At 68.4% G+C, this 18,271-nt stretch carries 19 protein-coding genes; 6 read left to right on the top strand and 13 right to left on the bottom strand.

The window, feature by feature from the left end; all coding sequences use genetic code 11:
* The first annotated feature begins 113 nt into the window (after positions 1–113).
* Complete coding sequence (locus VKQ35_RS14985; RefSeq protein WP_324362990.1) at positions 114–665, top strand: hypothetical protein; 552 nt, start codon at positions 114–116, stop codon at positions 663–665.
* 515 nt (positions 666–1,180) lie between these two features.
* On the opposite strand, the gene VKQ35_RS14980 is transcribed toward VKQ35_RS14985, so the two are convergent.
* The 4 genes from VKQ35_RS14980 to VKQ35_RS14965 form a co-directional block, all read right to left on the bottom strand.
* Positions 1,181–2,305 (bottom strand): serine hydrolase domain-containing protein, encoded by a 1,125-nt coding sequence (locus tag VKQ35_RS14980; protein WP_324362988.1) that lies wholly within the window; start codon positions 2,303–2,305, stop codon positions 1,181–1,183.
* An 18-nt stretch (positions 2,306–2,323) separates the two neighbouring features.
* A complete protein-coding gene (locus VKQ35_RS14975; RefSeq protein ID WP_324362985.1) occupies positions 2,324–3,154 on the bottom strand; it encodes a PfkB family carbohydrate kinase in 831 nt (276 codons plus the stop codon).
* A 153-nt stretch (positions 3,155–3,307) separates the two neighbouring features.
* Positions 3,308–4,699, bottom strand: a complete 1,392-nt coding sequence (ahcY, locus tag VKQ35_RS14970) for an adenosylhomocysteinase (RefSeq protein WP_324362983.1) — start codon at positions 4,697–4,699, stop codon at positions 3,308–3,310.
* Positions 4,700–4,818: 119 nt separating this feature from the next.
* Positions 4,819–6,315, bottom strand: coding sequence for a CHAD domain-containing protein (locus tag VKQ35_RS14965; protein ID WP_324362981.1), 1,497 nt, complete (start codon positions 6,313–6,315; stop codon positions 4,819–4,821).
* A 121-nt stretch (positions 6,316–6,436) separates the two neighbouring features.
* Between VKQ35_RS14965 and VKQ35_RS14960 the strand changes: the two genes are divergently transcribed.
* Positions 6,437–7,366 (top strand): ABC transporter ATP-binding protein, encoded by a 930-nt coding sequence (locus VKQ35_RS14960; RefSeq protein WP_324362978.1) that lies wholly within the window; start codon positions 6,437–6,439, stop codon positions 7,364–7,366.
* Entirely contained in the window at positions 7,363–8,124 is a 762-nt protein-coding gene (locus VKQ35_RS14955) for an ABC transporter permease (protein WP_324362976.1), read from the top strand. Before VKQ35_RS14960 ends, VKQ35_RS14955 begins: the two co-directional genes overlap by 4 nt.
* Before the next feature lie 2 nt (positions 8,125–8,126).
* On the opposite strand, the gene VKQ35_RS14950 is transcribed toward VKQ35_RS14955, so the two are convergent.
* The 5 genes from VKQ35_RS14950 to VKQ35_RS14930 form a co-directional block, all read right to left on the bottom strand.
* Positions 8,127–8,405: an HPr family phosphocarrier protein gene (locus VKQ35_RS14950; protein ID WP_324362974.1), complete on the bottom strand. Its 279-nt coding sequence runs from the start codon at positions 8,403–8,405 to the stop codon at positions 8,127–8,129.
* A gap of 4 nt (positions 8,406–8,409) precedes the next feature.
* Positions 8,410–8,814, bottom strand: coding sequence for a PTS sugar transporter subunit IIA (locus VKQ35_RS14945; protein WP_293372605.1), 405 nt, complete (start codon positions 8,812–8,814; stop codon positions 8,410–8,412).
* Between the two features lie 78 nt (positions 8,815–8,892).
* Complete coding sequence (locus VKQ35_RS14940; RefSeq protein WP_324362971.1) at positions 8,893–9,327, bottom strand: HPr kinase/phosphorylase; 435 nt, start codon at positions 9,325–9,327, stop codon at positions 8,893–8,895.
* Entirely contained in the window at positions 9,324–10,955 is a 1,632-nt protein-coding gene (locus tag VKQ35_RS14935; protein ID WP_414692352.1) for a stimulus-sensing domain-containing protein, read from the bottom strand. Before VKQ35_RS14935 ends, VKQ35_RS14940 begins: the two co-directional genes overlap by 4 nt.
* Complete coding sequence (locus VKQ35_RS14930) at positions 10,930–11,640, bottom strand: response regulator transcription factor (RefSeq protein WP_324362969.1); 711 nt, start codon at positions 11,638–11,640, stop codon at positions 10,930–10,932. The genes VKQ35_RS14935 and VKQ35_RS14930 overlap by 26 nt, the downstream gene beginning before the upstream one ends.
* 205 nt (positions 11,641–11,845) lie before the next feature.
* Between VKQ35_RS14930 and VKQ35_RS14925 the strand changes: the two genes are divergently transcribed.
* Together VKQ35_RS14925 and VKQ35_RS14920 are read left to right on the top strand one after the other, a co-directional pair.
* The gene (locus tag VKQ35_RS14925; protein WP_324362967.1) at positions 11,846–13,552 is read left to right on the top strand and encodes a hypothetical protein; all 1,707 of its coding nucleotides are present in this window, start codon (positions 11,846–11,848) and stop codon (positions 13,550–13,552) included.
* Between the two features lie 382 nt (positions 13,553–13,934).
* The gene (locus VKQ35_RS14920) at positions 13,935–14,300 is read left to right on the top strand and encodes a hypothetical protein (RefSeq protein ID WP_324362965.1); all 366 of its coding nucleotides are present in this window, start codon (positions 13,935–13,937) and stop codon (positions 14,298–14,300) included.
* Between the two features lie 23 nt (positions 14,301–14,323).
* On the opposite strand, the gene pseC is transcribed toward VKQ35_RS14920, so the two are convergent.
* Both pseC and pseB read right to left on the bottom strand, forming a co-directional pair.
* On the bottom strand, positions 14,324–15,502 hold the full coding sequence (gene pseC, locus VKQ35_RS14915) for a UDP-4-amino-4,6-dideoxy-N-acetyl-beta-L-altrosamine transaminase (protein ID WP_324362964.1): 1,179 nt from the start codon (positions 15,500–15,502) through the stop codon (positions 14,324–14,326).
* A gap of 1 nt (position 15,503) precedes the next feature.
* Positions 15,504–16,553 (bottom strand): UDP-N-acetylglucosamine 4,6-dehydratase (inverting), encoded by a 1,050-nt coding sequence (gene pseB, locus VKQ35_RS14910; protein ID WP_324362962.1) that lies wholly within the window; start codon positions 16,551–16,553, stop codon positions 15,504–15,506.
* A gap of 87 nt (positions 16,554–16,640) precedes the next feature.
* Between pseB and VKQ35_RS14905 the strand changes: the two genes are divergently transcribed.
* Positions 16,641–17,051 (top strand): hypothetical protein, encoded by a 411-nt coding sequence (locus VKQ35_RS14905; RefSeq protein ID WP_324362960.1) that lies wholly within the window; start codon positions 16,641–16,643, stop codon positions 17,049–17,051.
* A gap of 39 nt (positions 17,052–17,090) precedes the next feature.
* Here VKQ35_RS14905 and VKQ35_RS14900 read toward each other — a convergent pair whose 3' ends face one another.
* Together VKQ35_RS14900 and VKQ35_RS14895 are read right to left on the bottom strand one after the other, a co-directional pair.
* Positions 17,091–17,486 carry a 4a-hydroxytetrahydrobiopterin dehydratase gene (locus tag VKQ35_RS14900; protein ID WP_324362958.1) on the bottom strand — a complete coding sequence of 132 codons (396 nt, stop codon included), beginning with the start codon at positions 17,484–17,486 and terminating at the stop codon, positions 17,091–17,093.
* Entirely contained in the window at positions 17,483–18,154 is a 672-nt protein-coding gene (locus VKQ35_RS14895; protein WP_324362957.1) for an HAD-IA family hydrolase, read from the bottom strand. Before VKQ35_RS14895 ends, VKQ35_RS14900 begins: the two co-directional genes overlap by 4 nt.
* Positions 18,155–18,271: the final 117 nt, after the last annotated feature.

The following is an 18,271-nucleotide window of genomic DNA, read 5'->3' as shown; positions in this document are numbered from 1 at the left end:
GGGGTGGTCCCACGGAGGGCAGCGGCGACTTCCAGGTCCACCCGCTGGTAGGGCGACGGCGTATTTCTGAGACGCTCTCGCTGTCGTACTCTCCTCGTAGGGAGCAAGGAGGCATGGCTAAGTCACCGCCAAGACCAAGGGCTACACGCGCGCAACGCGGATCAATTGCGCCTCTTGATCCGAACAATACCTTCGAAAAGGTCGTGCCGCCCGAATATGAAATGATGATCGGGCGGGCCATGCACACATGGTCCAGCCTAGAACAGGCTATCGAAGAGGCGGTCTGGGCCTTGCTGTCTCTCGATATTGCCAACGGTCGGATTGTCACCGGCAGGTTGGATGCCAATCACAAGATATCCCTACTTCGAAGGCTTTGCGAAAAACGGCTTCCCCTTAAGGAGTTGCAAAACGTCCTTACGCTCATCGGAAGGCTAGAAGATCTGTATTCGACTAGAAATCTATTCGCTCACGCCATTTGGGGCACCAACAGACCGAGTGGCCAAGTCGTAGCGCTTTCCCTCAAAGAAAAGGTTCCTAACGATTCCTCGGAGGACGTCGTGGTGGCCGCGTACTACGAAATCAGCCAGTTGGGCGAGATCGTACTAAGCATGATGAAGGCTACGAACGCCTTGGTTTCTTTTCGGAAAATGGTTTCGCCCAGATAGCTGGGGCCAACTAGCCTCACCGCCCCGCCAGGCAAAGCGCCAGCCACTCCAACCCCGCCGCATTGGTATGTCCACTTCCGACCCATTGCGGACACTGACCGAGTCCGCCGCCGGCGCGTCCGCGCGGAGCGCCCCTTCGATCTCATGGATGATGCGAGCCTTGGGGTCTCGGCTTGTCAAGGACGCGCTCTTTGGCGCGCCGCTACGCGGCCGGGCGAAGCCCGATCCTTGAGAAGCCGAGACCCCAAGGCAGACTGGCCGGCATGAGACTTAAGGCTGGGAAGGGCCGGCCGGCGGCGACAGGCGCCAAATCCCCACTCGCCGATACCGGCTGATGCTTCTCCTCCCCTTGTGGGAGGAGGTGGCCTGCGGAGCAGGTCGGAGGTGGGGTTTCTCAGACTCACAGCCTCGAACCAGGCTTCGTCTCGCGCGGATGGCTCAGCGCGACCCCACCTCCGTCAGCCATCCGGCTGACACCTCCTCCCACAAGGGGAGGAGGATCTCGATCTGGCCTCTTAAAGGCTCGCGTAGGCCGCCTCGATCAGCCGCCGGGGCCTGCTGTCGTTCAGCAGGTCCGTCGACTGCTTGTTCATCACATAGGCGCCGCCCAGCTTGCGCTCCGGGTCGGCGAAGGCGCAGGAGCCGCCCCAGCCGGAGTGGCCAAAGGTCTCGTCGCCTGGGCCCCAGGGGTGCACGGTCTCGTTGCGCATGAAGCCCGCGCCCCAGCTCATCTCGAAGGGCAGCACCAGGTCGGGGCCACGGATGCGCGAGCGGGCGGCTTCGGCGATCAGGGCGGGCGAGAGAATGTCCTCGCCGTCCAGCCAGCCGTCGTTGGCCAGCGCCCCCATCACCCGCGCCAGCGCCTGGGCGGTGGCATAGCCGGTGGCCGACGGCAGTTCGAACCGGCGCAGGACGTCGGCGCCGAGGCCGCCGGGCTGGGCCCAGGGCGTCAGGAAGGCGGCCTTGGTGGCGGCGTTGAGGTGGCCGAAGTCCGGCAGGGCCTTGGGCCGCTGCAGCTCGGCCACGCGCCCGGCCTCGGCGTCCGGCAGGCCAATCCAGATGTCGAGGCCGAAGGGCACGGCCAGCTCCTCCCGCAGGGCCGCCCCCATGTTCCAGCCCTCGACGCGCCGGAAGATCTCGCCCGCCAGATAGCCGAAGGTGATCGGGTGATAGCCGCTGGCGCTGCCCGGCGGCCAGATCGGCGCCATGGCCGCGAGCTTGGCGCAGATGGCGTCCCAGTCGAACCATTCCGCGGGCTCCATCCGCTCCGGAAAGCCGGAGAGCCCTTCCTGGTGGCTCATCACCTGCTCGACGGTGATCTCAGCTTTGCCCGCCTGGGCGAACTCCGGCCAGAGCGAGGCGACCGTCTGGGCGTAGTCGAGCTTTCCGGCGTCGACCAGCCTGGCGATCATCAGGGCCGCGATGGCCTTGGTGGTCGAGAAGATCGGCGTCAGCGTCCTGTCGTCGAAGGCGCGGGTCTTGGCCCGGTCGGCGTGGCCGGCCCAGATGTCGAGCACGATCTCGCCGGCCTCCACCAGGGTGAAGCGCGCGCCCAGTTCCTCGCCCGCCGCGAAATTGGCCGCGAAGGCGTCCTTCACGGCGTCGAAGCGGATGGGGGCGAGGCCGGCGATCTCGACCAAGGGCAAGCTCCTGGAAGGCTAGAGCGGCTCTATGCGCAAGGCCGCGGTGGGGCGCACCAGCCGCTCGCCGAGCGCGATGATCGGCAGTTCCGGCGCGCGCCAGTCCTGCGCGGCCTGCACCACCTCGGCGGCGGCGCGGGCGGCCCGCTCGGCGGCGGCGACGGGGGTGAGGCCCTCGATCAGGCCCGCGCCGAAACTCGCCGCCACCAGGTCGCCGGTCCCGTTGGGCGCATAGGCGAGCCGGCGGTGCGCGAACAGGGTCGCCGCCTTGGCTTCGACGATCAAGAGGCCGATCTCGCCCTCGTCCACCGGCGCCGAGGTGATCAGCGCGGGCTTGCGAAGGCCGCGCGCCGCCGCCGCCGCGCCGGCCGCGCTCTCGATCTCGGCGCCTGAGAGGAAGCCCAGCTCCCACAGGTTCGGGGTGATCCAGTCGGCCAAGGGCACGAGCCGGTTCGCCACCGCCTCAGCCACCTCCGGCTCGACGTAGAGGCCCTTGGGGAAATCGCCGAGGATCGGATCGACCACCACCACCGGCGGCCGCTCCGACGCGACCTTGATGCGGCCCAGGACGTCGGCGGCGATCTCCACCTGCTCGGGCGAGGCGAAATAGCCGGTGATCACCAGGTCGACGAGGCCGAACAGGGCGTCGGCCTCCACGTCGGCCAGCATCTGGCTGAAGACCTCCGGCGGGGTCGCCTGGCCGTGCGCGCCGCGCGCCGGGTTGCGGCCCAGCATGACGGTCGGCACCAGCACGGGATCGATCTTGTGCGCGGCCAGCAGATACTGCTGCGCCGCCCCGCCGATCCGGCTGGCCGCGACGAATGAGGAGAGGACGAGGGCCAGCGGCATCAAACTGGCTTAGCCGCGCCGCGAAGCGGAAGAAAGAATAACCACGGAAAACACGGAAAACACGGAAGGGAAATTGGCCCGCGTTCCGTGATCTTTCCGTGTCTTCCGTGGTTCCAAAATCGACCTTTGCCGCTCGCGCGGCGAGGGCGCGCGCTAGTACCGGTAGTGGTCCGGCTTGAACGGGCCTTCGGTGGGCACGCCGATGTAGTCGGCCTGGTCCTTCGAGAGCTTGGTCAGCTTCGCGCCGAGCTTGCCCAGGTGCAGCATGGCGACCTTTTCGTCGAGGTGCTTGGGCAGGGTGTAGACCTTGGTCTGGTACTTGGCGCCCTGTGTCCACAGTTCGATCTGGGCCAGGGTCTGGTTGGTGAAGCTGGCGCTCATCACGAAGCTTGGGTGGCCGGTGGCGTTGCCCAGGTTCACCAGGCGGCCTTCCGACAGCACAATGATCTTCTTGCCGTCCGGGAATTCCACGTGGTGGACCTGCGGCTTGATCTCGTCCCACTTGAAGTTGCGCAGGCCCGCGATCTGAATCTCGCTGTCGAAGTGGCCGATGTTGCAGACGATGGCGTTGTTCTTCATCGCCCGCATGTGGTCGACGGTGAGCACGTCCTTGTTGCCGGTGGCGGTGACGAAGATGTCGGCCTTGTCGGCGACGTCTTCCATGGTCTGGACCTCATAGCCCTCCATGGCCGCCTGCAGGGCGCAGATCGGGTCGATCTCGGTGACGATCACCCGGGCGCCGCCGTTGCGCAGCGAGGCGGCCGAGCCCTTGCCCACGTCGCCATAGCCCAGGACCACGGCCACCTTGCCGGCCAGCATCACGTCGGTGCCGCGGCGGATGGCGTCCACCAGGCTCTCGCGGCAGCCGTAGAGGTTGTCGAACTTCGACTTGGTGACGCTGTCGTTGACGTTGATCGCCGGGAACGGCAGCTCGCCGCGCTCGGCCATCTGGTAGAGGCGGTGGACCCCGGTGGTGGTCTCTTCCGAGACGCCCCGAATCGCGTCGCGGATCGCCGAATAGAAGCCGGGCTTCTCCTTCAGGTAGCGCTTCATCACCGCGTAGAGGGCTTCTTCCTCCTCGTTCTGCGGGTTGTTGAGGACGCTCGGGTCCTTCTCGGCCTTGGGGCCCAGCACGCAGAGCAGGGTGGCGTCGCCGCCGTCGTCGAGGATCAGGTTCGGATAGCCGCCGTCCGACCATTCGAAGATCTTGTGGGCGTACTCCCAGTACTCCACCAGCGTCTCGCCCTTGATGGCGAAGACCGGCGTGCCCTTCACCGCGATGGCGGCGGCGGCGTGGTCCTGGGTGGAGAAGATGTTGCAGGAGGCCCAGCGCACGTCGGCCCCCAGCGCCTGCAAGGTTTCGATCAGGACGCCGGTCTGGATGGTCATGTGGAGGGAGCCGGCGATGCGGGCGCCCTTCAGCGGCTGGTCCTTGCCGAACTCGGCGCGCACGGCCATCAGGCCCGGCATCTCGGTCTCGGCGATGTCGAGTTCCTTGCGGCCCCAATCGGCGAGCGCGATGTCCCTGACGATGTAGTCGGTCATGTTGTCCTCTAGCGCCGATCTTCGGCAAATGTGGCGGCGAAATGGGGGAGTTGGCCGGCTCTATAGCCGCGCGCCATAGGCCATGCAAGAAATCATATAAAGACTTCTTTATGTGATTCTTAACCCCAGAACGGGTCGGCCGCCTGCAGCCGGTCAAGCGCCTTGGCGGCGCCGGCGACCAGCCGCGGCTTGGCGGCAGCCTGCAATCCCACCAGTTCCCCGGCCGCGAAGGCGGCTTCCGACGGCAGGGCGAGCGCGGCGAGCAGCGGCGCGGCGGTCGCCAGATCGTTCAGCGCGCCCAGCACCTCCTGCAGCTCTTTCAGGTGGCGCAGATAGCGGTGGACCGCCTTGTCGCCGTAGAGGCTCGCGAAACCGTCGCAGGCGTAGCGCAGCTTCTTGGCCTCGATGCGCAGGTGATGGCGCGCGGTGTCGTCGCCGCGCTCGACGTCGCGACCGCGCTTGCCGAGTTTCTTCAGGCGCGTCTTCAGCGCCCGCCGGGCGAAGGGGCCGACGGGCTTGTCCGCGCCGTCGGCGGCGCGCCAGCCGCCGGTCTCCACCCAGGCGGCGGCGTCGATCATCAGGGCCCGGAACCGCTCGGACGCGCAGGCCTGCGAGGCCTGGGCCCAGGCGGCCTCGCGCGCCACGTCCAGCGCCGCGCGCAGCCGCTCGACGCCGGGCGGCGGGTTGGCGCCGAGTTCGGCGGGGGCCAGGGTCTCGGCGGCGAAGACGTCGAGATTGCGCGCCCGCCCGCAGTTGGCGGCCAACCACTTGAGGTCCGCCTTGGCGGTCTCCAGCCCATCGCCCTCCAGCACCGCCTTGAAGGTCGAGAGCGCGCTGCGCAGGCGCCGCGCGCCGACCCGCAGCTGGTGCACCGCCTCGGGCGCCGCGGCCGGGGAGAGCGGACTCTCGCGCAGCACCGCGGCGTTGGCGGCGATCTGGGCCAGGGCCAGACGCGCGATGGCCTGGAAGGCGTCGCCGACGGTGGCGCCGTCGGCCAGCGCCACCTTGCCGCTCTTCTGCGCGGACGGCGCGGCGTCGCCGGCCACCAGGGCCTGGCCGCGCGAGGCCTTGCTGTCGAAGGCGAGGTAGAGCGGCGCGGCGGCCGAAAGCTCGCGAGCCAGGGCGAACAGCGCCGCGGGCGGTCCGGACTTCAGCTCCAATTCGACCTCGCAGATCGGCCGACGCTGATCGCCGCCCGATACCTCGCCCTGGTCGAGCGCCAGTTCGATCTCGGCGCCCTGGTAGCGGAAGGTGCGCTGGCGGCGGCTGACCCGGACGTTGAAGGCGGGCTTGAGGCTCGCACCCTGCGGCAACAGCTCCGGCAGGGGCTCCAGCGCCGGATCGGGCGCCAGGCCCTCGATCGGCGCCTCGTGCTCCTCGCGCACCAGGCCTTGGCCGCGCTTCAGCGTCTGGATGCGCTTGCCCTTGTGCTCGCGCACCCGCAGCGACGCGCCGGCCTTCTGCAGCACCAGGTCGGGGGTGTCGAAATAGACGCTGATCAGCTCGCGGGTTTCGTCGTCGCCCGCCAAAGACGCCTTGGGCGCGGCGGCCAGCACCGCGGCCAGATCCTCCGGCCCGCAGGCGAACTTCAGTTCGATCTCACGATCCGGGGACATCCCAACGCGCTCCGTCGTGGCGGGCTTCCATAGCATTTCCAGGCCCCTGTACGCCAAGTCTGTCGGCGCCCGCCTAGCCGAAACGTCCTGCGCGCCCTATCTCGGGGGTCCCGGGGGACGCATGCCGCAGCCGATCATCTCCATCGAGAGCCTGTCGAAGACCTACGCCGGCGGCTTCCAGGCGCTGAAGGACGTCAGCCTGAGCATCGAGAAGGGCGAGATCTTCGCGCTTCTGGGCCCCAACGGGGCGGGCAAGACCACGCTGATCGGCGTCACCTGCGGCCTGGTGAACCCGACCGCCGGCCGGGTGATCGCCGACGGCTGCGACGTGGTGAAGGACTACCGCGCGGCGCGGAAGAAGATCGGTCTGGTGCCGCAGGAAATCTCCACCGACATGTTCGAGACCGTCTGGTCGACGGTGAACTTCAGCCGCGGCCTGTTCGGCAGGCCCGCCAATCCGGCCTACATCGAAAAGGTGCTGCGGGACCTCAGCCTCTGGGACAAGAAGGACGCCAAGATCATGGCGCTCTCGGGCGGCATGAAGCGGCGCCTGATGATCGCCAAGGCGCTCTCCCACGAGCCGCAGATCCTGTTCCTGGACGAGCCCACCGCGGGCGTCGACGTGGAGCTGCGCCGCGACATGTGGGAGATGGTCCGGTCCTTACGCGAAAGCGGCGTCACCATCATCCTGACCACCCACTACATCGAGGAGGCCGAGGAGATGGCCGACCGCATCGGGGTGATCTCCAAGGGCGAACTGATCCTGGTCGAGGAGAAGGCCGAGCTGATGCGCAAGCTCGGCAAGAAGCAGCTGACCCTGCACCTGCAGGAGCCGCTGACGAGCGTCCCCGCAGACCTCACCGCCTACGACCTGGCGCTGGCCAACGGCGGCGCCGACCTCGTCTACAGCTTCGACACCCAGGCCGAGCACACCGGCATCGCCGAACTGCTGCGCGAGCTTTCCAGGCGCGGCGTCGACTTCAAGGACCTGCAGACCGAGCAGAGCTCGCTGGAGGAAATCTTCGTGAGCCTGGTCAGGGGCGCCGCATGAACGTCCACGCCATCGCCGCCATCTACCGCTTCGAGATGGCGCGCGCGTTCCGCACCATCGTCCAGTCGATCGCAGCCCCGGTGATCACCACCTCGCTCTATTTCATCGTCTTCGGCGCGGCGATCGGGCGGCGGATGCCGGCGCTGGACGGAGTCAGCTACGGCGCCTTCATCGTGCCCGGCCTGATCATGCTGTCGATCCTGACCGAGAGCATCTCCAACGGCTCGTTCTCGATCTACATGCCGAAATTCTCCGGCACGATCTACGAGGTGCTCTCGGCGCCGATCTCGGCGGTGGAGATCATCCTGGGCTACGTGGGCGCGGCGGCGTCGAAGTCGGTGCTGCTGGGGATCATCATCGCCATCACCGCCAGGCTGTTCGTGCCCTATCACATCGCCCACCCCTTTGTGGCGCTCGCGTTCCTGGCCCTGACCAGCGTCACCTTCAGCCTGTTCGGCTTCCTGACCGGGGTCTGGGCCGACGGCTGGGAGAAGCTGTCGATCATCCCGATGATGGTGGTGACCCCGCTGACCTTCTTAGGCGGCAGCTTCTATTCGATCTCCATGCTGCCCGAGCCCTGGCGGCAGATCGCGCTCGGCAACCCGGTCGTCTATCTGATCAGCGGCTTCCGCTGGGCGTTCTACGGCATCTCCGACGTCAGCGTCGGCACCAGCCTGTTGATGACGCTGGGCTTCCTGCTCGCCTGCCTGATGGCGGTGACCTGGATCTTCCGCACCGGCTGGCGGCTGAAGACCTGACCCTACTCGTCCTCGTCGAACTTGGCGGTGACCAGGGCTTCCAGGGCGATGACGACGGCCTCGGCCTCGGCGCCCTCGGCTTCGATCTCGATGCAGCAGCCGGGGCCGGCGGCCAGCATCATCAGGCCCATGATCGAGCGGGCGTCGACGGTCTGGCCGTCCTTGGACACCCGCACCTCGGCGTCGTAGCCCGAGGCGGTCTTGACGAACTTGGCCGACGCGCGGGCGTGCAGGCCGCGCTTGTTGACGATCTCGACGGTGCGGGTCGCCGCCTCGCTCACCGGCCTACTTTTCGCCGGCCAGGACGTAGGACGCGACGGAAATGTACTTGCGGCCGGCTTCCTGGGCGCAGGCGACCGCATCCTCCAGGCTCTGGCGGGAGCGCACCGAGGCCAGCTTGATGAGCATCGGCAGGTTGAGGCCGGCGATCACCTCGGCCTTGGTCTGCTCCATCACCGAGATGGCGAGGTTGGACGGCGTGCCGCCGAACATGTCGGTGAGCAGGATGACGCCGGCGCCGGTGTCCACCCGCCCGCAGGCCGCCAGGATGTCCTTGCGGCGGCGCTCCATGTCATCTTCCGGGCCGATGCAGATCGCCTCGACGGCGGCCTGCGGCCCGACCACATGCTCCATGGCGAAGACGAACTCTTCCGCCAGGCGCCCGTGCGTGACGATCACGAGCCCGATCATGCGCCTGGCCCGAACATGCGTACTTCTTCCAAGGGTATCCCCACCCGCGCGGCCTAAAACCCGTCCCGCGAAGCCGTGCTAAATACGCCTCTTGTGCGCCGCGTCAAAGTGGCTGAGCGCGCGACGCAGTTTCGCAGGCGCCGAGGCGGGCCGGGGATCGATCGCGATCAGCGGCCGGGAAACCCCCAGGACCTCGGCGAAGGCCGGCTCGGGAATGCGCTCCGGCGCCCCGCAGCGGGCGACCAGCGCCACCTCGGCGAACGGCAGGACGCCCAGGCGGACGACGTCGAGGCCGCGGATTTCCAGCAGGCCCGAGAGTGTGTCCGGCGCCCGGCCGAACAAGGCGCCTTCGCAGGTCCAGAGCAGCACCCGGTCGTCGGCGACCAGCGAAAACCCCGCGTCGAGCGCGCGCAGCGCCAGGTCACTCTTGCCGGCCCCGGCCGGGCCCTCGATCAGCACGCCGCGCCAGACGCCGCCAAGCCGGGCGGCGATCAGGACGCCGTGGCGGATCATGGCTTCGCTTCCGGAAGGAACAGCAGGAAGATCGCGCCCACCACCTGGCCGTCCACCACCCGGTTCTGCGCCTGCAGGGTTCCGCCGTGCGCCTGGACGATCTGGCGGGCGATGGAGAGGCCCAGGCCCGAGTTGCCGCCGAACGCCGCGCCCTTGGGCCGCGAGGTGTAGAACCGCTCGAAGATGGTCTCCAGATTCTCCGCCGGGATGCCGGGACCGTTGTCGGAGACCGTGGCGATCACCCGGCCCGCGGCCTTCTGCATGGCCACCACCACCTCGCCGCCGGGCGGGCTGAAGGAGCGGGCGTTGTCGATCAGGTTGCGGAACACCTGGCCAAGCGACCCCTCGCGGCCCTGCACCATCACCGGCTCGGAGGCGCCCGAGCGGTGCAGGACGACCCGCACGTCGCCGGGCTTGGCTGTCGCCTGGTAGAGCGCGACGATGTCGGCCACCAGCCGCTCCAGATCGACGGGCTTGGGCGCATCGCGCGACAGTTCCGCATCCAGCCGCGAGGCGTTGGAGATGTCGGTGACCAGCCGGTCCAGGCGCTGCACGTCGTTCTGCAGGATCTTCAGCAGGCGCGCGCGCGCCACCGGCTCGGTGACCAGCTCCAGGGTCTCCACGGCGGACCGCAGGGAGGTGAGCGGATTCTTGATCTCGTGCGCCACGTCGGCCGCGAAGCTCTCGATGGCGTCCATCCGCTCCGACAGCGCCTGGGTCATGTCCTCCAGGCTGCGCGTCAGGTCGCCCAGCTCGTCGTCGCGTCCCGCCAGGTCCGGCAGCGAGATCGCGCGTGCGCCGGCCAGCCGCACCCGGTCGGCGGCGCGCGCCAGGCGGCGCACCGGCTGGGCGATCAACTGGGTGAGCAGCAGGGACGAGGCCAGGCTGACGGCGATGGCGATCAGATAGAACGGCACCTGCGCCATCCGCTCGCGCGCGATGATCGCGTCGACGTCGTTGGCTTCGAGGGTCAGCACCCCCAGCACCGCCTGCACCCGCTGGATGGGAATCGAGACCGAGACCACCCGCTCGCCGGTCTCACTGCGCCGCAGGACCGCCACCGGGTGGCCACGCAGCGCCTGGGCCACCTCGGCCTTCAGCGCCGCCTGCGCCTCGGTGGCGGCGGAGCCGCGGCGGGGCCCGAGGCCCAGCGACATCGGCGTCTCGCCCCGCTTGCGCGCCGGCGGCAGGGCCTTTTCCTCCACCCGGTCGGCGACCAGCGCGCTGTCGGCCACCGGCCGGCCGCTCGGATCGAACAGCCGGGCCCGCTGGGTCTTCGGATTGGCCAGCATCTGCAGCACGACGCCGGCGTTGGTGGGGTCCATCTGCGGGAAGGGCTCGCCCACCGTGGCGGCCTGATCGATGATCGAGGCCATCAGCTCGCCCTGGGTGGTCAGGCTGTCGATGCGGGCGTTGACCAGCCCCTGGCGCAGTTCGTTGAGCACCAGGGCGCCGGCGATCAGGATCGCCAGGCCCAGCACATTGAGGACGACGATCAGCCGGCCAAGGCTCGATCCCGGCAGCCAGCTGAACCGCGATGGCGTCGCCGCGCGGCGCTCCCGCTCCCGCGCGCGGTCGCGATTGGAGCCTTCGCCGCCCCGCTCAGGTTTCGCGGTAGCGGTATCCAACGCCGTAGAGGGTTTCGATTGCGTCGAACTCGGGGTCAACGTCGCGGAACTTCTTGCGCATGCGCTTGATGTGGCTGTCGATGGTGCGGTCATCGACATAGACCTGATCGTCGTAGGCCGCGTCCATCAGGTTGTCGCGGCTCTTCACGAAGCCCGGCCGCTGCGCCAGCGATTGCAGGAGCAGGAATTCGGTCACCGTCAGCTTCACGGGCTTGCCTTCCCACAGGCAGTCGTGGCGCGCCGGGTCGAGCGTCAGCTTGCCCCGCTTGATGGCGCGGCTCCCCTCGGCGCCGGGCGCGGCGGGCGCCGGCTCCTCGCCCTCGACGCCGGCGCGGCGCAGCACCGCCTTCACCCGCTCGATCAAGAGGCGCTGGCTGAAGGGTTTGTGCATGTAGTCGTCGGCGCCCAGGTTGAACCCCAGGATCTCGTCGATCTCCTCGTCCTTCGAGGTCAGGATGATCACCGGCATGTCGCTGGTCCGGCGCAGGCGCCGCAGCACCTCCATCCCGTCCATGCGCGGCATCTTCACATCGAGGATCGCCAGGTCCGGCGGCTCGTTCTCCAGCGCCGCCAGGCCCGACGCGCCATCGTAGTAGGCCTTCACGGTGTGGCCGTGGCTTTCCAGGGCGAGGCTGACGGAGGTGACGATGTTCTCGTCGTCGTCCACCAGGGTGATCTTAGCCATTGCGGTCGTCGTCTCCTTGGAAGCCCGAGTCTTGCAAAACAGGGCGGGGCGTCGCCCGAGGGTAACGCGCCAGCCAAGCTAGTTATCCCCGACGGTGGCCTCAATGGGGCGGCCTAAATGGGGCGGCCTCGATGGGGCGCAATAACGACGGTCAATAGGACCTTAAAGCTTCGCGGCTAGTCTCCGGTTCACTTGGAGGGACTCTATGCCCGCTGCCGACGTTCATTTCGAGGTCTTCGTCCGACGCTATCCGGACTCCGGTTGGGCCCTCAAGATGGCCACCGACGTGCGCGCCACCGCCCTCGACACGGCCAACGAACTGATCCGCAAGGGCGCGGTGGCGGCGGTGCGGGTGATGCGCGAGACGCTCGATCCGGAGAGCGGCGAGTTCCACGGCCTCACCATCCTGAACCTCGGCGTCCCGGAGAAGCCGCGCAAGGTCAAGGCGCCGGAGCCCACCGAGCCGCTCTGCGTCGCGCCGCAGGACCTCTACACCTGCCACGCCCGCGAGCGGATCGGCCGCCTGTTCGAGACCTGGCTGGAGCGTCACGAGGCCTGCCCCTTCGAACTCTTGCACCGCCCCGACCTCGTCGAACAGCTGGAGGCCAGCGGCGTCGAGATCACCCACGCCATCCAGAAGATCGCCGTGCCGGAGGCCCATTCCCGCGGCGCCTCGGTCGGCGAGATGACCGCCTCGTTCAAGAGCCTGGGCGAACGCGCCATCGAGCGGCTGATGAAGGACGCCCGCAAGGGCCTGCCGCAGGTCTCGCCCGACACCTTCGGCAAGGTCGCCGCCCAGCTCGCCAGGGACCCCGAGGGCGCCTACCGCCTGGGCTGCGCGGTGGCCACGCACCTGTCGCCGGCCCGCAGCTGGGGCGAGAAGGTCGGCCTGCTGCTCGATCTCGCCGACAATGCGCCGCCCGAGGGGGCCGGCCGCGCGCTCGCGCTGTCGGTCATCGCCCAGCCGCTGGAGGAAATCGTCGGCTGCGAAAAGGGTCTCGACAACATCCTGGGCGGCGGCCTGGACCTGGGCGCCCGCCTGGCGGCCATGACGCGCCTGGCCGCCGCCACCGTGGTCGACCACCTGGTCAAGGCCGAACCCAGCGTCGCCAAGGTGATGCCGGAGCTTTCCACCCGCGCGCAACGGCTGGCCAAGTGGTTGCCCTGCGCCGATTTCGAGGGCGTCCGCGCCGCCATCGGCCAGCGCATCCTGCGCGACCTGGGCGGCCAGCGGCGCCTCAGACCCTCCGACCCGGTCAGCGAGATCGACGTGATCCGGGGCCTGGCCATGGCGCTCACCGCCGCCTCGGGCAAGCTGCTGCCGCTGGACAACGTCCAGGCCGCGGTCACCGCCCGCTCGAAGATGCTGGTCGCCCGCGACTTCGTGGAAGTCTACCTGGGCGAAGGCAATACGGTGCAGGAGGAGGCCGAGGCGCTGGTCTGGCTGACCGAGAACATCATCGGCGCCAGCAACAAGCGCGAGGCCGGCCGCTGGCTGAGCTCGCTGATCCTTAGCCTGCGCTTCGAGCGCGAGTGCCGCGAGACGCACCATCCGGCCATGCGGCTGGTGGAGCTGGCCAAGCTGCAGAAGGCCGTCGCCCGCTGCGGCCTGGTCGAGGAGGCCTTCAAACCGCTGCAGCTCAAGCTGGGCGAGATCGGCGGCCTGGTCGAGGCCGACGCCAGGCTGATCGCCACCACCGCGCGGGCGACCGCGCCGGCGCTCAACCGCCTGACCGCGCTCCTGAAGCTGGCCTGCGGCGAATCCGGCCCGCTCGGCCCCGTCGCCGACCGCGCCCGCGCCGAAGCCATGAAGCTCGCCCGCGCCGACGACACCCGCGCGGAGCTCTCCGGCGCGCCGGACCAGGTGGACGCGATCCGCGACCTGCTGAAGCACGCGGCGCTGGCGGCCTAGGGCGGCCCGAACTCCCTCGTCATCCTCCGGTCAGCCGCAGGCTGATCCGGGGGACCCATGATCTCCGTGATCACGGAAGAATCGCGGCGGCGCCGCCGAGGGCCGTGTTGCACCCATTGAGATCATGGGTCCCCCGGATCGCGTCTTCGCGCGACCGGAGGATGACGAAAGTGGGGTTTAGCCGGCAGGTGGCGGCTTAAATCTCATGCCGGCCAGTTTGCCTTGGGGTCTCGGCTTCTCAAGGACCGGGCTTCGCCCGGCCGCCACGCGGCGGCCCGAAGAGGCCGTCCTTGACAAGCCGAGGCCCCAAGGCTCGCATCATCCATGAGGTTTAAGGCCGGGTGGCATCTCGGAGAGATGCGAAACACCAAGACAAGTGAGGATGGCCGCCATGACCCCCGCGCAGATAGCCCTCCTCGTCCCAATGGCTGTTCATTTTCATCAGGACTTCGACATCGATCCGATGACCGCGCGGGACCTTTTCGCGGCTTATGCCCGCGGCCTGGAGGCAGCCCAGCGTCAAAACTACTACGATGCCTTGGAAGCTCTGCTGCGAGAGGGCAAAGACGAAGTGGCTTTTAGGGACGCGTTTTGGGCGATCGGGGCCGAGCACGCCCCGTTCCGCAATGAGGTGGAATCTTTTCTGGTTTGGTCACAAGGGTCGGAGGGCCAAGCCGAAATCAGCTCACCAGGCCCTACCTTACACTACGAAACGGTTCAGGTGGACTTGAGCAGGCCGCCCAACTGAGCCTCATCGACGGCGCCGCCGGCTTAGACTCCAAGCACCCCCCGCAAAGCCTCGACCACCCGCTCCACATCCCCATCCGCCATCCCCGGATAGAGCGGCAGGCTGAGGCATCGGTCGTACCAGGCCTCGGCGCCCGGCAGGTCGAGCCCGCCATACCGCTCGGCGTAGTAAGGCTGGCGGTGGACCGGGATGTAGTGGACCTGGGTTCCGACGCCCCTTTCGCGAAGGGCGTCGACCACCTGCCGGCGGGTCGTCCCAGCGGCCTCGAAGTCGATCAGCACGCACAGCAGGTGCAGGACCGGGTCGCTCCAGGCGGGGCGGGCGGCGATGCGGACCATCGGGGCGAGCGGCGCGAGCGCGGCTTCGTAGGCCATGGCCAGCGCTCTCCGCCGCGCGGCGAACCTGGGGAGTTTCTTCAGCTGCGAGAGGCCGAGGGCGCAGAGGATGTCGGGCAGGCGGTAGTTGAAGCCGGGTTCCGGCATCTCGTACCACCAGGGATCGGCGCCGGCGGGCCGCACCATGCCGTGGCTGCGCATGACCCTCAGGCGCTCGGCCAGCGCCGGGTCGTTGGTGGTGACCATGCCGCCCTCGCCGGTGGCGATGGTCTTGACCGGGTGGAACGAGAAGGTGGCCATGGCCGAGTGGCGGGCGTCGCCGACCCGCTCGGCGACGTTGCCGTAGGTCATGGCCGTGCCCAGCGCATGCGGCGCGTCCTCGACCAGCACCGCGCCGGCGTCGTTCGCCAGGGCTGCGAGGCCGGGCAGGTCGGCGGCGTCGCCCCTCAGGTGGACCGGCAGGACGGCGCGAGGCTTGCGGTCGCCCACGCGGGTCAGGGCGTCCGCCAGGGTCTCCGGCGTCATCAGGCCGCTATCTGGGTCGACATCGGCGAACACCACCTCGGCGCCCACATAGCGGGCGCAGTTGGCGGTGGCCAGGAAGGTAATCGAGGGCGCGATGACGACCTCGCCCGGCTGCACGTCCAGCGCCAGCATGGCCAGGTGCAGGGCGGCGGTGCCGTTGGCGCAGGCGACCGCGTGGCGCGCGCCGACCGTCTCGGCAAACGCTGTCTCGAACGCCTCGACCAAGGGGCCGGTGGTCAGGAAATCCGACTTCAGCGCTTCGACGACGGCCGAAATGTCGTCGTCCTCGATGGTTTGGCGACCGTAGGGAAGGATGGCCTTTGTCGAGGTTGGCGCGGCCATCCTAGTCGACCGCGCGCCGCCGGCGTTGCGGGCTGGACTCGTTGACCACCGCCAGCAGGGCCTCGCCGGTCAGCCAGTCGGTGTTGGTGTCGCTGGCGTAGCAGAAGTTCTCGTCGGGCCGGGCGCCCTTCAGCGGCTCGCGGGGATATTCCACGAAGGCCGGCTCGATGGCGTAGCGGTCGCCGAGGTCGACGGTGGTCCGTGTGTCGTCGGCGGAGATCATGATCTCGTGCAGCTTCTCGCCCGGCCGGATGCCGACCACCTTGATCGGCAGGTTGGGCGCCATGGCGGCGGCCAGGTCGGTCATCTTCATCGACGGGATCTTGGGGACGAAGATCTCGCCGCCATGCATTTCCTTTAGCGACGACAGCACGAACTCGACGCCTTCGTTGAGCGTGATCCAGAACCTCGTCATCCGGGTGTCGGTGATCGGCAGCTCCGTGGCGCCGCGGGCGATCAGCCGCTGGAACAGCGGGGCGACCGAACCTCTGGAGCCGACCACATTGCCGTAGCGCACCACCGAGAACCGCGTGCCGATGTCGCCCGACAGGTTGTTGGCGGCCACGAAGGTCTTGTCCGAGGCGAGCTTGGTCGCGCCATAGAGGTTGATCGGGTTGCAGGCCTTGTCGGTGGAGAGCGCGACGACCTGTTTCACCCGGTTGGTCAGGCAGGCCCAGACCACGTTCTCGGCGCCCATGATGTTGGTGTGGATGCATTCGGATGGGTTGTATTCGGCCGCCGGCACCTGTTTCAGGGCCGCGGCGTGGATCACCACGTCGACGCCGCGCAGGGCCAGGATCAGCCGTTCGCGGTCGCGCACGTCGCCCAGGAAGAAGCGCAGGCGGCCAAGCTTCTCCGGCCCGAACCGCTCGGCGAGGTCCTGCTGCATCTCGCTCTGCTTCAGCTCGTCGCGCGAATAGATGATCAGCTTGCGCGGCTCCGCGCCCGCCAGCACCGTTTCGACAAAACGGCGCCCGAACGAGCCCGTGCCGCCGGTGACGAGGATGACCTTGCCGTCGAGGTCGAGGGTGGTCGGCGCAAATCGGCCCAAGGCGCGCTCCGGGAAGCCTGGCAGTCCACCCTCTTGTCGCAGGCGCGCGTAAAGAAGCCGCTAACCATAATCGCGATAGATGGAGGGATGCGCCGCCGCGACCTCATCGCCGTCCTCGCGCTTCTCGCGCCCTTCTCGGCGCCCGGCTTCGCCATGGCCGGCGACGACAAGGGGAAAAAGAAGAAGTCCGGCGGCGAGGACTACCTGCCGATCGATGCGATCACCGGCACCACCAACAAGGCCGGCGGCCGGCGTGGCGTGCTCAGCGTCGACTGCGGGCTGGAAATCCCGGACGCCAAGCTGCGCGACTATGCCGACAAGTCGATGCCCCGGCTGCGCGCGGCCTATGTCCAGACGATCCAGGTCTACGCCGCCGGCATGCCTTCCGGCTCAGAGCCCAACATCGACTTCATCGCCCAGGCCCTGCAGCGCCAGACCGACCTGATCCTGAAACGTCCCGGCGCGAAGCTCCTGCTGGGCGCCGTGGTCGCCAACTAGGCCGGCCGCCATAAGATTTACGCCGCCACCGGCCGGCGGCTATTTCTTTGGCGGGCGCTTGCGAATTCGTTCGGCCAGGCCTGGCGGCAGATTGGGCCGCCGCTTGGGCGTCGCGTCGACCGCTCCGCACTGCAGCGCCACGGCGTCGATGAACTTCGCCATCTCCAAGTCGAGCTCGGTGACCCCGCCGGCGTCGTGGGTGGTCAGCACGATATCCACCTTGGCGTAGACGTTGCTCCACTCCGGATGATGGTCGAGCTTCTCGGCCTGCATGGCGACCCGGCTCATGAAGCCGAAGGCGCGGCTGAAGTCGCCGAACACCACCTGGCGATAGATCGCCTCGCGCCCATCCCCTTTTTCGGCGCCTTTCGCCGCCGTCCAGATCGGCAGCTTTTCCAGGACCGCGGCCAGGGGGAGCTTCTTCGGCCGGCTCATGCGACCGGCTCCGCGCCGAAGGTGAGGCCCGTGGCGCGGGCGAGGTCGGCCAGCGTCTGGTCCACGTCGACCACCTTGATCGCGGTCATGCCAAGCTGCGCCGCCGGCTTGCAGTTGATGCCCAGGTCGTCGAGGTAGACGCAGGCGCCCGGCTCGACGGCCAAGAGTTCGCACATCATCTGGTAGATCCTGGGGTCGGGCTTGCGGACCCCGGCCTTGGAGCTCTCGATGATCGCGTCGAACAGCGGCATGACCTGACCCATGGCGCCGGCCGCCTGCTGGCCCTCGTCCTGGCCGGGGCTATGCATCGAGACGACGTTGTTGGTGATGCAGCCGACCTTGAAATGCGCCTTGCAGGTCTTCAGCGCCGCCACCATCCGCGGCCGCAGCTCGCCGGCCAGCTTCGGCAGCACCTCGGCGCCGCGCAGCGGATGGCCGAGCGCCGTGGATTCCTTGAGGAACAGCGCGTCGAAACCGGCCGGGTCGATCTCGTTGCGCTCGAACAGCGCCCAGGCGTTGGTGTCGGGGTTGGTGGCGTTGACCCGGCGGATCAGGTCCTTGGGCAGACCCATCTCCGCTTCCAGGCGGTTGAAGGCCTCGAACGGCGAGGAGGTGAACACCCCGCCGAAGTCCCAGATCACCGCCTCGATCTCCGGTTTCGCCGACATTCCAAACTCCGCACCCTTCAAGGCGCCAATCCTTGAGGAGGGGGGACGCTAGAGAGGCGGGCGCGGACGTGCAAGTAAGGGCCGATGCGTCCGATTGATTTGCGACTCGACAGGCTG

The sequence above is a fragment of the Phenylobacterium sp. genome, assembly GCF_035309685.1.
In the GTDB taxonomy this organism is placed as follows: Bacteria; Pseudomonadota; Alphaproteobacteria; order Caulobacterales; family Caulobacteraceae; genus Phenylobacterium.
This window is presented reverse-complemented; position numbering and strand designations above follow the sequence as displayed.

Excerpts from the sequence above, each read along its gene's own strand:
- VKQ35_RS14985 (WP_324362990.1), top strand. The coding sequence starts at position 114 with ATGGCTAAGTCACCGCCAAGACCAAGGGCTACACGCGCGCAACGCGGA.
- VKQ35_RS14975 (WP_324362985.1), bottom strand. The coding sequence starts at position 3,154 with ATGCCGCTGGCCCTCGTCCTCTCCTCATTCGTCGCGGCCAGCCGGATC.
- ahcY (WP_324362983.1), bottom strand. The coding sequence starts at position 4,699 with ATGACCGACTACATCGTCAGGGACATCGCGCTCGCCGATTGGGGCCGC.
- VKQ35_RS14965 (WP_324362981.1), bottom strand. The coding sequence starts at position 6,315 with ATGTCCCCGGATCGTGAGATCGAACTGAAGTTCGCCTGCGGGCCGGAG.
- VKQ35_RS14960 (WP_324362978.1), top strand. The coding sequence starts at position 6,437 with ATGCCGCAGCCGATCATCTCCATCGAGAGCCTGTCGAAGACCTACGCC.
- VKQ35_RS14955 (WP_324362976.1), top strand. The coding sequence starts at position 7,363 with ATGAACGTCCACGCCATCGCCGCCATCTACCGCTTCGAGATGGCGCGC.
- VKQ35_RS14945 (WP_293372605.1), bottom strand. The coding sequence starts at position 8,814 with ATGATCGGGCTCGTGATCGTCACGCACGGGCGCCTGGCGGAAGAGTTC.
- VKQ35_RS14940 (WP_324362971.1), bottom strand. The coding sequence starts at position 9,327 with ATGATCCGCCACGGCGTCCTGATCGCCGCCCGGCTTGGCGGCGTCTGG.
- VKQ35_RS14930 (WP_324362969.1), bottom strand. The coding sequence starts at position 11,640 with ATGGCTAAGATCACCCTGGTGGACGACGACGAGAACATCGTCACCTCC.
- VKQ35_RS14925 (WP_324362967.1), top strand. The coding sequence starts at position 11,846 with ATGCCCGCTGCCGACGTTCATTTCGAGGTCTTCGTCCGACGCTATCCG.
- VKQ35_RS14920 (WP_324362965.1), top strand. The coding sequence starts at position 13,935 with ATGGCCGCCATGACCCCCGCGCAGATAGCCCTCCTCGTCCCAATGGCT.
- pseC (WP_324362964.1), bottom strand. The coding sequence starts at position 15,502 with ATGGCCGCGCCAACCTCGACAAAGGCCATCCTTCCCTACGGTCGCCAA.
- VKQ35_RS14905 (WP_324362960.1), top strand. The coding sequence starts at position 16,641 with ATGCGCCGCCGCGACCTCATCGCCGTCCTCGCGCTTCTCGCGCCCTTC.
- VKQ35_RS14900 (WP_324362958.1), bottom strand. The coding sequence starts at position 17,486 with ATGAGCCGGCCGAAGAAGCTCCCCCTGGCCGCGGTCCTGGAAAAGCTG.
- VKQ35_RS14895 (WP_324362957.1), bottom strand. The coding sequence starts at position 18,154 with ATGTCGGCGAAACCGGAGATCGAGGCGGTGATCTGGGACTTCGGCGGG.